At 61.1% G+C, this 14,804-nt stretch carries 12 protein-coding genes; 4 read left to right on the plus strand and 8 right to left on the minus strand.

The window, feature by feature from the left end:
• Positions 1-7 precede the first annotated feature (7 nt).
• The 8 genes from ACV8MC_RS12630 to ACV8MC_RS12665 all read right to left on the minus strand — a co-directional run bounded on the left by ACV8MC_RS12630 (position 8) and on the right by ACV8MC_RS12665 (position 10,677).
• A complete protein-coding gene (locus tag ACV8MC_RS12630) occupies positions 8-1,156 on the minus strand; it encodes an efflux RND transporter periplasmic adaptor subunit (protein ID WP_457265436.1) in 1,149 nt (382 codons plus the stop codon).
• Positions 1,157-1,412: 256 nt separating this feature from the next.
• The gene (locus tag ACV8MC_RS12635; protein WP_056789981.1) at positions 1,413-2,513 is read right to left on the minus strand and encodes a DUF1513 domain-containing protein; all 1,101 of its coding nucleotides are present in this window, start codon (positions 2,511-2,513) and stop codon (positions 1,413-1,415) included.
• A 14-nt stretch (positions 2,514-2,527) separates the two neighbouring features.
• Entirely contained in the window at positions 2,528-3,592 is a 1,065-nt protein-coding gene (locus ACV8MC_RS12640; protein ID WP_024014143.1) for an imelysin family protein, read from the minus strand.
• A gap of 27 nt (positions 3,593-3,619) precedes the next feature.
• Complete coding sequence (locus ACV8MC_RS12645; RefSeq protein ID WP_457265438.1) at positions 3,620-5,047, minus strand: di-heme oxidoreductase family protein; 1,428 nt, start codon at positions 5,045-5,047, stop codon at positions 3,620-3,622.
• Between the two features lie 275 nt (positions 5,048-5,322).
• On the minus strand, positions 5,323-6,675 hold the full coding sequence (locus tag ACV8MC_RS12650) for an imelysin family protein (protein WP_457265440.1): 1,353 nt from the start codon (positions 6,673-6,675) through the stop codon (positions 5,323-5,325).
• A gap of 245 nt (positions 6,676-6,920) precedes the next feature.
• Entirely contained in the window at positions 6,921-8,972 is a 2,052-nt protein-coding gene (locus ACV8MC_RS12655) for a putative bifunctional diguanylate cyclase/phosphodiesterase (RefSeq protein ID WP_016773430.1), read from the minus strand.
• A 329-nt stretch (positions 8,973-9,301) separates the two neighbouring features.
• Entirely contained in the window at positions 9,302-9,898 is a 597-nt protein-coding gene (locus ACV8MC_RS12660; RefSeq protein ID WP_016773431.1) for a superoxide dismutase, read from the minus strand.
• A gap of 176 nt (positions 9,899-10,074) precedes the next feature.
• Positions 10,075-10,677, minus strand: coding sequence for a LysE/ArgO family amino acid transporter (locus ACV8MC_RS12665; RefSeq protein WP_056789970.1), 603 nt, complete (start codon positions 10,675-10,677; stop codon positions 10,075-10,077).
• 96 nt (positions 10,678-10,773) lie between these two features.
• Between ACV8MC_RS12665 and ACV8MC_RS12670 the strand changes: the two genes are divergently transcribed.
• The 4 genes from ACV8MC_RS12670 to ACV8MC_RS12685 all read left to right on the plus strand — a co-directional run bounded on the left by ACV8MC_RS12670 (position 10,774) and on the right by ACV8MC_RS12685 (position 14,709).
• Complete coding sequence (locus tag ACV8MC_RS12670) at positions 10,774-11,661, plus strand: LysR family transcriptional regulator ArgP (RefSeq protein WP_041479845.1); 888 nt, start codon at positions 10,774-10,776, stop codon at positions 11,659-11,661.
• 99 nt (positions 11,662-11,760) lie between these two features.
• On the plus strand, positions 11,761-12,753 hold the full coding sequence (locus ACV8MC_RS12675; RefSeq protein WP_457265443.1) for an NAD-dependent epimerase/dehydratase family protein: 993 nt from the start codon (positions 11,761-11,763) through the stop codon (positions 12,751-12,753).
• A gap of 116 nt (positions 12,754-12,869) precedes the next feature.
• Positions 12,870-13,727: an ATPase gene (locus ACV8MC_RS12680; RefSeq protein WP_457265445.1), complete on the plus strand. Its 858-nt coding sequence runs from the start codon at positions 12,870-12,872 to the stop codon at positions 13,725-13,727.
• A 133-nt stretch (positions 13,728-13,860) separates the two neighbouring features.
• Complete coding sequence (locus ACV8MC_RS12685) at positions 13,861-14,709, plus strand: cache domain-containing protein (RefSeq protein WP_457265447.1); 849 nt, start codon at positions 13,861-13,863, stop codon at positions 14,707-14,709.
• Positions 14,710-14,804: the final 95 nt, after the last annotated feature.

The raw sequence follows: 14,804 nt of genomic DNA on the forward strand, positions 1-14,804 counted from the left end.
TCCTTGATCAGTCGGCGCGAGGCGGACTGTTCTGCTCGCCGAGGGTCTTGTCGTCGCTGATGGCAATGTGGGCGCCGTTGTCCAGTTTGATCTGGCCAGCCGTCACCACTTGTTCGCCGCTCTGCACGCCCTTGTTGATCATCACCAGGCCATCGCGGCGTTCACCGGTTTCGACGAAACGACGTTCGGCGATCAGCAGCGGTTGGCCGTTTTCATCCTTGGCGACGCTGCCGTCCTCGGCCTTCTTCTGCCCGACCACATAAACCGAGTTGCCGTACAGGGTGTAGGTGATCGCGCTTTCCGGCACGACGATGTGCTTCTGCGGATCGGGCAGCAGCACTTCAAGGCTGGCGAACATCCCCGGCAGCAGCTTGCCGTCGGGGTTGGCCAGGGTGGCGCGGACGAGGATATTGCGCGTGGTGCTTTCGACGATCGGGTTGATCGCGCTGATCTTGCCGGCAAAGTTCTGCCCCGGATAAGCGGCGACGGTGAACTGCACGGGCTGGCCGATAGCGAGTTTTGGCACCGCTTGTTCCGGCACGTAGAAGTCAGCGTAGAGGCTGCTCAAATCCTGCAACGTGGCGATTTTGGTGCCGCTGGCGAGGAAGTCGCCAACGTCGACCTGACGGATGCCGATGGTGCCGCTGAATGGCGCGAGGATGCGCTTTTTCGCCAGCGACGCGTTGAGCTGATTGACCGTGGCCTTGTTCTTTTGCAGCACGGCGGAGAGGCGGTCGTACTCGCCTTTGGAGATCGCGCGGCTGTCGACCAGTTGCGCGCCACGGCCGAAGTCCAGTTGCGCCAGGCCCAGATCAGCCTTGGCGGTTTCCAGCAGAGCGGTCTCTACGGCGCTGTCGAGTTGCAGCAACGGTTGCCCGGCCTTGACCTTCTGCCCGGATTCGAATTTGAGTTCAGTGACGGTGCCGGAGACTTCCAGACTCAAGTCGACACCTTGCAGTGCCTTGAGCGTGCCGACGGTGGGCAGACGCATCTGCCACGGCTGTTCGCCGGCAGTGGCCACGGCGACACTGATCGGCGGCTTGGGCTTGGAAAAGCCCTGGATCATCGTGTAGATCGAAAAGGCTTTGTATCCGCCCAGCACCAGGACGAGCAGCAAAACAACACCCAACATGATCAGCATGCGGCGACGCAGCATATGTCCAGTTCCTTGGATAAATCATGAGACAGGCGGGCACATTACTCCGAGTCAGGTGGGGATTCCAACTGGCAGTTATTACGTGAAGGCCGGATATGAACCCTGTGGCGAGGGGATTTATCCCCGTTGGGCTGCGAAGCGGCCCCCTGAATCCTTCAGTCATACCGCAATTGCAGTTTTAAGGGCGGCTGCGCCACCCAACGGGGATAAATCCCCTCGCCACAGGATGGGGGGCCATCTCAAAAATGAGCGGGTATCAGGCCATCAAGTGCAGATGGTTGTCCCAGAGCCCCGCCGGCAATTCCAGCGGCTTGGCCAGCAGTTGTTCCTGGCGGCAATCGTAGTAACGGCAACGGCCCTGCCCCGAGGTCACGACAAAGCCATCCTTTACCGCACCGACGCCGGCGCAATCAGGCAAAGGCGCATCGAGGCGCAGTTCGCCGCTGTCCAGATCCCAGATAAAGAAACGATTGCCACGCGGTGCCGTCAACGCGACCAGACGCAGATCGCTGTGCACCGCGACGCTGGCGGTGTAGTGCCCCATCGCCTGCAACTGCTGCTCGGCCACCGGGAACGCCACGAACGCTTGTCCCGGTCGCTTGATCGCCAACAGCTCCGAACGCTCGTGGGACGGCCCCATGAATTGCTGACCGGCGACGATGGTGCCGTCACTGGCGATGCCCAGGTGGCGGACGCTGTTCATCTGCTGGGCGAGGGTTTCCTTGCTCAGCAACGTGCCGTCGCGCTGCATCAGCACCAGGCTCGGTTCCATGGCGTTAAGGTTCATGTCGACGCGGCTTTCCGCCTCGGTGCGAATGCCGCCGTTGGCCACTACCAGCGTCTCGCCGTCTGGCATCCACGACACCTGATGCGGGCCGAGACCGTGAGTGGAAATCTCGCCCGTGTGCACCAGCCGTTCGCCCTCGAACTTGTACACGCCGAGCAGGCCACGGCCGGGATCGCTCGTGTCATTCTCGGTGGCGTACAGGTATTCGCCGTCCTTGTGCACCACGGCGTGGCCGTAGAAGTGCCGGTCCGGCTGCGAGGTCACGGTCTGCAGCAGCTTGCCGTCGCGCAGGTCGATCAGGTAACTCTCGGTTCCCGGACGCCGCGCGACGAACAGCGCCAGCGGCTGCGTCGGATGATTGATGATGTCGTGGCAACGCTGGCCGACGTGGGTGGCGAACACCCGCGTACCGTCGAGCCGATAGCCGACTGCGTAATGCTTGCCGTCAGTATCGTCGCGCGCCGACAGCAGCAGCGGGCTCTGATCCTTGCGTTTGAACAGCGTCCAGCCGCCCAGCGTCACTGCTCCCAGCAGTGCACTACCTAAAGTCAGAACCTGACGTCGCAGCATGGCACTCGCCCTCATCAGTCACCGTCGTTGGCGTTGAAGCCCAGTTGGATGCCCAGCGCCTTGGCCAGCTCGCCTTCATGCAGGCGATGGACGACGTTGAGGCTGTCGTAGATATCGTTGAGTTGCTGGCGCCCGGCGTCGTCCTCGAGCATTTCGCCGAGCGAACGCTGGGTGCTGTCGAACAGCTTCAGCGAAGCGGCATAGGCGGCGTCGATCTTGTCGGCCAACGGCTTCTGTTCGGCCGGCAGCAGACCGCGCAGGCCTTTGTTGTCGACGCCTTCCCAGACGGTTTTGGCGGCGGCAAGGCTGGCTTCCAGCGCCGTCAGCGACGACTGGCTGCGCCACGCATCCGCCTGGAATGGCTGCGGCACGCCTTTGCTCTGGCGGCCCATAGGCGTGCCGAGTTTTTTCTTCAGGGTATCCAGTGCCGTCACTTGTACGCGCAGCAGATCGGCGATCGCTTCGTGGGAGTCGGCGTAGCGCTGGTTAGGGAACTTGCTCATCTGCGCGAGCATGCCGTCGGTATTGTTCCAGCCCTGCAGGATCTCTTCGGCCAGTTGCTTCTGGCGTTCGCCGATGGCGATCAGCAGCGGGCAGTATTTGGCTTTCTGCGCATCGTTGGCGACGTCAGGCTTGGCGTCGAAGAGGATGTATTCGTAAGCCGACAGTCCCTGCACCACGACGCTGGATTTGGCCAGCGCGGCGGCGTCGATCTGCGGCTGGGCGACGACCAGTTGCTCGACCTGACGGCCGACGAGGTTTTTCTTGTCCGGCCAGAACTGCACTTGCCACGAACGATTGCCTTCGGCCAGCGGACCGATCAGCAGCGGTTGCAGTTCGGCCCAGGCTTTCTGCGCGTGAAGGAAATCGGCACGGGCAGTTTCCAGGCTTTCCTTGCCCTGGCAATAGGCGAGGGCGCTGACCGCCAGTTGCCGGTCGGCTTCGACCCAACGGGTGTAGGTCGGCAGGATCACCGATTTGGCGATCGCCGCCGAAGTGACCGCTTGCGGGTCCTGCGGCGAGCAGGCGCCGAGGGCGAGCGCGGCAAGGCTGGTGAACAGTAACTTGGGACGGAACATGTCGGGCTCCCGATGTTTTTTCAGTATTTAAAGTGAGTTCAGAAACGCCAGCAACGCAGCGCGCTGCTCGGCATTGAAAGACAAAACCTGTTGCTGCGCCGCCGTCGCTTCGCCGCCATGCCAGAGCACCGCTTCGAGCAGGTTGCGTGCGCGACCGTCATGCAAAAACTGGGTGTGACCGCTGACCGCTTGCGTCAGACCGATCCCCCACAACGGCGGCGTGCGCCAGTCGCGGCCGGAGGCCTGAAATTCGGTGCGGTTGTCCGCCAGGCCTTCGCCCATGTCATGCAGCAGCAAGTCGCTGTATGGACGAATCACCTGATTGGCCAATTCCGGTTCGGCGGCATCGGCGGCAGTGGTGTATTTCGGCGTGTGGCACGACTGGCAACCGGCCTGGAAAAACAGATTCTTGCCGGCCAGCACCTGTGGATCGTTGACGCCACGGCGCGCCGGCACTGCGAGATTGCGGCTGTAGAACAGCACCAGCCGCAGGATGTTGTCGCTGACTTCCGGTTCGCCGTCCGGGCCATTGCCGTTCGGCGCCTGTTTGCAGGCAGTCTGCGCCTCGGTGCAATCGTCGAACGGCCGCAGGCTGGTGGTCAGGCCCATGTCACCGGAGAACGCGTGAACATTCTGTTGATTGAGATTCGGTTGCCCGGCTTTCCAGCCGAACCGGCCGATAACGGTTTTCTGCAACTGGTCATCCCAGACCTGGTTGGGTCGGCCATTGATGCCGTTGCTCTCTTTCGCCTGGGCGGCGGCGTTGGCGAGGATCGCTTGCTCAGGGATGGCTTCGAGCAGGCCCAGACCAATCATCGGCGGCGCCACCCGCGCGGAAAAACGCGTGTCCGGGTGCATCGGCCCGTAACCGAGTTGAGTGATCTGCAAGGTCGGTTTGCGCAGCTCGACCTCAGTGCCGTCCTTGAAGCGTACGGGCACCGGCGTGTAGTCCACCCGCACCTTGCCTTCCGGGGCAACGCCGGGCACGGCCATATCCTGGAACTGCCCGCCATATACCGGCTCCGGCACCACGCCGAGCTGTTGGATGACTTTGGCGTATTGCGGCGCGTCGGGAATCGACAGGCGCACCAGCATCGACACCGCATTGGATGCGTCAGGTGCCGGCGGATGCCCGCGACCGTCCTTGATGTGGCAATTCTGGCAGGCGTTGGTATTGAACAACGGGCCGAGGCCATCGCGGGCCGTGGTGGTCGACGGCGCGATCACCCACGGGCTGCGAAAGAAACTGTTGCCGACACTGAAGTCCACCCGCCGCGAGGGCGGCAAGTTGGCCGATGGCAGGGAGAAGGCGTTCTGATCGCTCTTGCGCACAGTCGCCGCACCGCCCGAACGCGCTTCCCCCGGCTCGGCCTTGGTGAAACGCGGGGCGTCATCGCAGGCACTCAGGCCCAGGGCCAGCAACAGTGCGGACAAGCGAAGAGGCAGCGAGGGCATCAGACATCCTGCGGACGGGCAAAAATGAAGGCGCAAAGTCTAACAGGGCGGGGGAGTTTGAATAAGAGGAATTATCGTTTGCTTGATACAGCGCAAATCTGCAGAGCGATGCAAACCCCCTGTAGGAGCTGCCGAAGGCTGCGATCTTTTGATTCTGATCTTCAAAAATCAAGATCAACAGATCGCAGCCTTCGGCAGCTCCTACAGGGGACTGTGAACATGGGGTATGAAAAAGGCGACCCGAAGGTCGCCTTTTTTTGACGCGGACGCTGCGATCAGAATTCGTGATCGGCGCTGTCCGGGTTCAGGTCGCTGATGCCCAGTTTGCCCGCAGCGGCTTCGATCGAGCCGGTCTGCTTGACCAGCGCGGCGATGGCGTCGCGAACGACCTGGTTGCCAGCGGTGTTGCCGGCAGCGATCAACTGGTCGTAGTGCTCACCCTTGTTGGCGTGATCGACCATGACCTGGATCTTCGCTTCGGTCGCGGCCAGATCGGCTTTCAGCGCGGTGTCGGCAGCCGGATCGGCCTTGGCCACCAGCGACGACAGGCTGGCGCCGGTCATCTTGGTGCCGTCAACACGGGTGTACTCGCCCAGGTAAACATTACGAATGCCTTTGGCGTCGTAGAAGTGCGAGTAGTGGGTGTTGTCGCTGAAGCAATCCTGCTCGTCTTCAGGGGAGTTGGCTTCCAGGGAAACCTTCATGCGCTCGCCCGCCAGTTCACCCAGGGACAGGCTGCCCATGCCGAAGAGCATTTTGCGCAGGCCGGTTTCGCCTGGCTCCGCTTCCAGGGTGGCGCGGTAGTTGTCGGCCACGTTCGGCTTCCAGTTGGCGACCATTTCTTCCAGATCGCTGACCAGCAGTTGGGTCACGGCTTTCAGGTAGGCGCGACGACGGTCGTTGTGACCACCGGTGGCGCCGGCGCCTTCCAGGTAGTCCGAGGCCGGACGGTTGCCAGCGCCAGGGCCGGTGCCGTTCAGATCCTGGCCCCAGAGCAGGAATTCGATCGCGTGGTAGCCGGTGGCGACGTTGGCTTCGGAACCGCCCAGCTCGTTGAGGCTGGCGAGTTTTTCCGGGGTGATTTCTTTCACGTCGACTTTGTCTTCGCCGACCTGCACTTCGGTGTTGGCAATGATATTGGCGCTGGCGCCCGGGTTACCCAGTGCGTGCTCGTAGGATTTGTCGACGTAGTCGATCAGGCCTTCGTCCAGCGGCCAGGCGTTAACCTGACCTTCCCAATCGTCAATGATGGTGTTGCCGAAGCGGAACACTTCGCTCTGCAGGTACGGCACGCGCGCGGCGACCCAGGCAGCCTTGGCGGCTTTGAGGGTGTCGGCATTCGGCTTGGCGAGGAACGCGTCGACCGCAGTTTGCAGGGTTTTCGCAGTGGATTCGGCATCGCTGTAAACGGCGAAGACCATGTCGGCATAGTGCGCGACCACAGCCTTGGCGGCAGCATCGTCAACTTTACCGGCAGCAGGAGCCGGTGCAGCGGCAGGGGCTGGAGCAGCGCTGCTGGAAGCCGGAGTCATTTCGGAGGCTTTTTCTTTGTCCTTGCCTTCGCCGCAACCGGCGAGGGAAATAGCGATGGCCAGCAGACTGGCGGTAGCCAGAGGCATACGAATCATGGCGAACATCCTGCTTCGGTAGTTGAATGGACTGGCGCCGGGGGCGCGCAAAACTGCGACATAATGCAAATCTTTCGCATTATGTGTAAAGGCGTGCTTGGAAATATTTCTTATTTGCGCATGAAGATCAAAAGATCGCAGCCTCGTTGCACTCGTCAGCTCCTACAGGAGGAACGCATTTCAAATGTAGGAGCTGCCGAAGGCTGCGATCTTTGCTTTTATAAAAAAGCTGCGATCTTTTGATCTTATAAAATAGCCGCGTTGCTGCGTTGCGCCTGCTTGAGGTAAATACCCAGCTCCCGCGCCGGCAGCGGTTTGCTGTAGTGGTAGCCCTGACCTTCGTGGCAACCCTCGGAAATGATGTAGGTTTCCTGCTCGGCGGTTTCTACGCCCTCGGCAATCACCTGCATGCCCAGGCTCTTGCCCAGCTGGATGATCGCGCGAACGATGGTCGCGTCATCGTCGTCATCGAGCAGGTCCTGCACGAAGCTCTTGTCGATCTTGATCTTGTCCAGCGGCAGGCTTTTCAGATAACTGAGGGACGAGTAGCCGGTGCCGAAGTCGTCGATCGCGATCAGCGCACCGGAGCGGCGCAGGCTGAGCAGATGCTGGGCGGCGGTGGTGATGTCTTCCATCAGGCCGGTTTCGGTGACTTCCAGTTCCAGACTGCGCGGCGGCAAGCGGTACATCTGCAACAGGTTGTTGACCACCCGTGGCAGCTCGGCGTGGTGCAGTTGCACGGTGGACAGATTGACCGCCATGCGCAGATCGACAAAACCCTGATCGTGCCACTCGCGCAATTGCTTGCAGGCCTGATCGAGCACCCACTCGCCGATGGCGATGATCGTGCCGTTCTGTTCGGCCAGCGGAATAAACAGGTCCGGCGGCACCAGCCCGTGTTCCGGATGTTGCCAGCGAATCAGCGCTTCGACGCCAACCACGCGGTGATCGCGATAACTGATCTGCGGCTGATAGACGAGGTAGAACTGGTCGCGGATCAGCGCATCGCGCAAATCTTTTTCCAGCTCGCGACGACGGCGCATCTCGCTGTCGACGCTGGCGATATAGAACTGATAGCGATTGCGCGAGCGGGTCTTGGCCAGGGTCATGGTCTGCTCGGCTTTCTGCAACAGCTTCTCGGTGCTGTCGCCGTCCTCCGGAAACAGGGTGATGCCGATGGTCGCGCGCAGGCGGATTTCCTGATCGTCGAGGGCGAAGGGCGCCTCAAGATCATCGAGAATGCTCTGCGCCAGTTCTGCTGCTTCATAAGGCTGTTCAATGTCGGCCTGCACCAGCGCGAACTGATCGCCGCCCAGGCGAGCGAGGGCGCCGAGACGACCGCTGTGGGCACGTAGACGATCGGCCAGGGCCAGCAGCAATTGGTCGCCGGTCTGGTAGCTGAATTGCTCGTTGATGCCCTTGAAGTCATCCAGGCCGACGCACAACACCGCGACGCGGCGCTGCAGCTTGCCGGCATCCACCAGAATCTTGTCCAGTTGCTGCTGCAATTGCTGGCGGTTCGGCAGGCCGGTGAGGAAGTCGTACTGGGCCATGCGCAGCAGGCTGTTTTCCGCTTCGTGGCGCAGATGGGTGTTGCGCTCGATGGACTCGAGCAACTGGTTGGCGGTGTTGATCCACAGGCCCAGCTCGTTTTTTTCGTGGCCCTTGATCTGCGGAATCTTGTGCTCGCTGGGACGATCCGGGTTGATCTCGGTGAGGTGCTCGATGATTCGTGACAGCGGTTTGGTCAGCAACCAGTGATAGACCAAATACAGCACCAGGCCCAACGCCAGTGCGCGCAACACCCCGGAAATGAAAATGATCACTGAGCTGACGATAAACCCTTCGCCATAAGTGGCAGTGTCGAGGGTGATGCTCAGGTCGCCGTAATATTCGCTGTAGGGGCCACGGCCGACCAGTTGCGTGGTGAAGGTGCGTTCCTGACCGAGAATCAGGTCGGTCAGCCAACGGCTATTGGAATGCTGCAGTTCGCGGGATTTTTGCGCCAGCATGGCTTCGTTGGGATGGCCGATGGAGGCCTGACGCACGGCGTCGTCCTGGAACAGCCCTTCGATCACCTGCATGCCCATTTCCCGGTCCAGGCTGTACACGGCCTGGGTCGATGGATCGCGGAACATGTCGAGGATGCGCTCGGCGTCGCCGGCAACCGCCTGACGGGTCTTGTAGGCATCGAAGACAATCTGCGCGCAGCTCAAGACTACGCCTACGATCAATGCCGACAGGAGCACGACCCGGAGCAACTTCACCGACAAGCTGTTCTTGAGTTCCAGCTTCAAAGGGTTATTCCTTGTTCCGTGCGGGTAGCGTCAAGTTGCCATGAGTATTGGCAATCCCGGGTTGGCAGTCAAAGGGACAATCGGGCACGGGAAAAGTCGCCGTGATCCTGGCCGCAATGTCGTCATTTGAGTAATAGCTCTGAATTAACTGTGTCGGTTGCAATTGCCTTCAACTTGAGCACTGGGCCAAAGATTTTTTCCTGTCTGTGATGGTAGACCGCTGGGGGCTGGCGGCAAACGGCGCGAAGCTACTTTTACCGTGCGAGAAACGCCATGCGCCGGGCATAAAAAAACCCGGCCGAAGCCGGGTTTATCATCTGGCGCGCAGCTTAAGCGGTGAAGGTTTTGCCTTCGAACTGCTCGGCCACGAACTTCCAGTTGACCAGGTTCCAGAACGCTTCAACGTACTTCGGACGCAGGTTGCGGTAGTCGATGTAGTAAGCGTGTTCCCAGACGTCGCAGGTCAGCAGCGGGGTGTCGCCGCTGGTCAGCGGGTTGCCGGCGCCGATGGTGCTGGCCAGGGCCAGGGAACCGTCAGCTTTTTTCACCAGCCAGCCCCAGCCGGAACCGAAGGTGCCGATCGAGGTTTTGCTGAATTCTTCCTTGAACTTGTCGAACGAACCGAACGCTGCGTTGATGGCATCTGCCAGGGCGCCGGTTGGTTGACCGCCGGCGTTTGGCGCCAGGCAGTTCCAGTAGAAGGTGTGGTTCCAGACCTGAGCGGCGTTGTTGAAGATGCCGCCCGAAGAAGTCTTGACGATTTCTTCCAGGGTCTTGCCTTCAAACTCGGTGCCTGGCACCAGGTTGTTCAGGTTCACGACGTAGGTGTTGTGGTGCTTGTCGTGGTGGAACTCCAGGGTTTCCTTGGAGATGTGCGGCTGCAGGGCATCGTGTGCGTAAGGCAGCGGCGGCAATTCGAAAGCCATGATGATTCTCCTAATCAGGTCTGTTGCGGTGAGCGCAAGGCCGATCACGGGCGGCCGGAAATGCACCGGCGAGTTTTTACTCTTTGCGGCGCAGGGTTCGGATCATAGCACCGGGGTCGCGCCTTAACCACGCAACAACTGTGTGGGATAGAGGTTCCAGAGCCTTTGGCAATTATTCATCCGGCGATGATCAACTGCGCGGCCACGGCAAACATCATCAACGCCACCACCAGATCGAGAATGCGCCACGTGCTCGGGCGGGCCAGCCACGGTGCCAGCCACGCCGCGCCTAGGGCCAGGGTGAAAAACCACAGCAACGATGCACTCGCCGCGCCGACCACATAAGCGCCCGGCACCGATTGCTGCGCGCCCAGCGAGCCGATCAGCAAAACCGTATCGAGATAAACGTGGGGGTTGAGCAAGGTCACCGCCAGCGCGCTGAGCATCACTGCGCGCAGCGAACGCACGCTCTGGTTTTCGCCTTGCTCAAGGCTCTGTTTCGAGCAGGCCCGGCGCAGCGCCTGGCTGCCGTACCAGATCAGAAACGTCGCACCGCCCCAACGGGCGATCGCCAGCAGGGTCGGGTTCTGCGCCAGGATCGTCGCTAGGCCGAACACCCCGGCCGCGACCAGAATTGCGTCACACACCACGCACAATGCCGCCACCGGCAAATGGTGTTCACGGCGCAGGCTTTGCGCCAAGACAAAAGCGTTCTGCGTGCCGATCGCCATGATCAGGCCGAACGCCACCAACAGGCCGTTTACGTAGCTTTGCCACATGGGAGAGATCCTTGAAAGAGAGTGCTTGCTGGCTATTCTCCGGTGTGACGCTGTATAAGAAAAACCAATAGTGCTGATCGCCCATTAGGAAAACTGATGTTCGACTATAAATTGCTTTCCGCGCTCGCCGCTGTGGTCGAGCAGGCCGGATTCGATCGCGCCGCACAGGTGCTCGGCCTGTCGCAGTCGGCGATTTCCCAGCGCATCAAATTGCTTGAAGCGCGGGTCGGCCAGCCAGTGCTGGTGCGCGAAACACCGCCATCGCCGACCGAGATCGGCCGACGCTTGCTCAACCATGTGCAGCAGGTGCGTCTGCTCGAGCGCGACTTGCAATCAGTGGTGCCGGCGCTGGACGAAGAAGGCCTGCCCGATCGCCTGCGCATCGCCCTCAACGCCGACAGCCTCGCCACTTGGTGGGCCGAGGCCGTCGGCGATTTCTGCGCCGAGCAGCATTTGTTGCTCGACCTGATCGTCGAAGACCAGACCGTTGGCCTCAAGCGCATGCGTGCCGGTGAAGTGGCCGCATGCCTGTGTGCCAGCGAGCGGCCGGTGGCGGGAGCCCGCAGCGTATTGCTCGGCGCCATGCGTTATCGGGCGCTGGCCAGTCCAGCCTTCCTCGCTCGGCATTTTCCCGAAGGCGTGCGCGCCGAACAGCTGCCGCGCACCCCGGCGCTGGTGTTCGGTCCGGACGATTTCCTTCAGCATCGCTATCTGGCGCTGTTGGGCGTCGACGGCGCGTTCGAGCACCATTTATGCCCGTCCTCCGAAGGCTTCATCCGCCTGACCGAAGCCGGTCTGGGCTGGGGCCTGGTGCCGGAACTGCAGGTGCGCGAGCAATTGCAACGCGGGGTGCTGCGCGAATTGCTGCCAGATAAACCGATCGATGTGCCGCTGTACTGGCATCATTGGCGCAATGGCGGCCAGTTGCTCAATCTACTGACCGAGCAACTGCTGCGCTCCTCAAAGCAATGGCTAGTGGCTTGAACGCAGCAACAAGCGTCAAGCTGCAAGCGGCAAGAACACGTACCGTTTCAACTTGCAGCTGAAAGCTCGAAGCTTGCAGCTGCTTCCCTGGAGTTTTTGATGAAGATTTTGGTTACCGGCGCCAGTGGCTTTATTGGCGGGCGCTTTGCGCGTTTCGCCCTGGAGCAGGGCCTTGAAGTGCGGGTCAACGGTCGCCGGGCCGAGAGCGTCGAACATCTGGTGCGCCGGGGCGCGGAGTTCGTGCCGGGCGATCTGACCGACGCCGATCTGGTGCACGACCTGTGCAGCGATGTCGAGGCCGTGGTGCATTGCGCCGGTGCTGTCGGTGTGTGGGGGCGTTATCAGGACTTTCATCAGGGCAACGTCGAAGTCACCGAAAACGTCGTCGAAGCCTGCCTCAAGCAGCGGGTGCGGCGGCTGGTGCATCTGTCGTCGCCATCGATCTATTTCGATGGCCGCGACCATGTAGGCCTGACCGAAGAGCAAGTGCCCAAACGCTTCAAGCATCCCTACGCCGCGACCAAGTATCTGGCCGAGCAGAAAGTCTTCGGTGCCCAGGAATTCGGTCTGGAAACCATCGCCCTGCGCCCGCGTTTCGTCACCGGTGCCGGTGACATGAGCATCTTCCCGCGCCTGCTGAAGATGCAGCGCAAGGGCCGGCTGGCGATCATCGGCGACGGCTTGAACAAGGTCGATTTCACCAGCGTGCAAAATCTCAACGAAGCCATGCTTAGCAGCCTGTTGGCGCAAGGTTCGGCGCTGGGCAAGGCCTACAACATCAGCAACGGTACGCCGGTGCCGCTGTGGGACGTGGTCAATTACGTGATGCGCCGGATGGACGTCGATCAGGTGCGCAAATATCGCTCCTACGGTCTCGCGTACAGCGTCGCGGCGCTCAATGAAGGCGCGTGCATGCTCTGGCCGGGACGCCCGGAGCCGACCCTGTCGCGTCTGGGCATGCAGGTCATGAAAAAAAATTTCACCCTCGACATCAGCCGCGCCCGGCATTATCTCGACTACGATCCGAAAGTCAGCCTCTGGGCTGCCCTCGATGAGTTCTGTGCGTGGTGGAAAGCCCTGGACATCCGTTGAAACGATTCGGCCGGGCGGCAATGAACCGCCTTGCGGGTTGAGGGTCAATGCCTGCGGCTGCGGCGGTTATACTTCGCTGCATTTAGCCATCACCGCGTTTGCCAAAGGTTGCCTCAATGTCCATGCGAAACGATGCCCACGACGACGATTTCGATAACGTGCCAAGCCTGCGCGCTGACCCGTTCGACGACGATGACATCGCGCCCGGCCCCCGTACTTCCGTGCATTCGCGCAGCGCGCCAGTGGTCAAGGTCAAGGCCGCCAGCACCGGGCCGCTGTGGGCGCTGGTCGGTGCGTTGTTTTTCGCCTTCATCGGTCTGGCCTGGTGGAGCTTCCAGCAGATCTCGCTGATGGAACAGCAACTGGTCGCCACCCAGGAAAGCTTCGCCCGCATCAGCGAAGAAGCGGCGGGGCGCCTGCAGGATATTTCCGGCAAGGTCGTCGCCAGCCAGAGCAACGTCAACAGTGACAGCGAAGCGCTGAAGCTGCAGATCAAACAACTCGAAGGCAAGCTGCTCGACCAGAGCAAGCAGCAGCAAGGCGTGGCCGGGCAGACCAGCGAGCTGGACAAGCGGCTGGCGCAAATGACCGCGCAGACCACCGAACAGCAGAACGCCAATACGCAGTTGCAGGCTCAGGTCAAAGCCTTGAGCGCCGAGCTGGCGACCATCAAGAGCACCCCGGCCGATACCAGCAAGGTCGATGCGCAGTTGAAAGCCTTCGACGCCCAGTTCAAAAGCCTCGGTGCCGATATCGCCGCGCTGAAGAAACAGGGCAACCCGAGCGCGGCGATCGATCGTCTGGAGCAGGACATCGTGGTGCTGAAAAGTCAGCAGGACAATCGCCCGGCAGCGCCGCAGGGTGGTAGCAATACCGCCGAGTTCGATGCGTTCCGCGCGCAGATGACCCGCAACCTCAATACCTTGCAGGCGCAGATCCAGAATCTCCAGCAGCAGATCAATTCCCGCCCGTAGCGACTGATCTGTTGCCTGGAGGGCTTTGTCCCTCACCACAGGGGCCTGTAATCCCCTGCATCATTCTGAATACTCGTACATCAGCCCAAGCCGTCTACGCTCTTGAGACACCAAAAAGAACGAGGGATGCGCTATGGGGTTTTTGCATAAAGTGGCCTGGCTCGGCCTGATTCTGTTGGCCGGTTTCGGCCAGGCCAGCGCCGCCACCGCCGCCAAGGATGACAGTCAGGCGGCCATCGCCCTGCTGGAAAAAGCCTTGGCCTACTACCACGACAATGGCGACAAGGCCTTCGCCGCCTTCAGCCGCCAGGGTGAGTTCGTCGACAAGGATCGCTACGTGTTCGTCCTCGACACCAAAGGCGTCATGCTTGCCAGTGGCGGGCCGTCATCGGCGCTGATCGGTCGTGATGTCAGCGAAGTGCTCGGGCCGGATCTGCAGAAGGCGTTCAAGGATGCGCTGAAAGTGCCGGAAGGCAACGGTATCCAGCAGGCCGAATACCGCTGGCAGAACTGGGCCGACGGCAAGGTCGAGCGCAAGCATGTGTTCTACCAGCGCGTCGGGCAGCGCATTCTCGCGGTGGGTTACTACCTGCCACGGGCCTCAGCTGAGCAGGCCAGGGCCTTGCTGGACAAAGCCGCGACGGATCTGAGCAAGGACGAGAAGGGCACGCTGGTTGCGATCAACTCGCTCAAGGGCGGATACCTGCAGGATGACCTGTATGTCTTCGTGGTCGATCTGAACAACCAGCGTTATGTCGCCCACGGCACCAATCTGCGCTTGATCAACACTGATTTTGGCAAGGTCAAGGACCCGGAAGGCAAGCCAGTGGGCGAGCCGATTCTGGCGCTGATCGGCAAGCAGGATGAAGGCGAATACGAATACCGCTGGAAAAACCCGGTAACCGGCAAGATCGAGGACAAGCATGCGTACCTGAAAAAGGTCGGGCATTTCCTCGTCGCGGTGGGCTATTACAGCCCTTGAGCGAACACCGTTCCCTTGTGGGAGCGAGCCTGCTCGCGAAGCGCTGTGTCATTCAGCTATGTGTCGGCTGACACCGCGCATTCGCGAGCAGGCTC

It is taken from the genome of Pseudomonas sp. PK-RTE-24 (assembly GCF_054052265.1).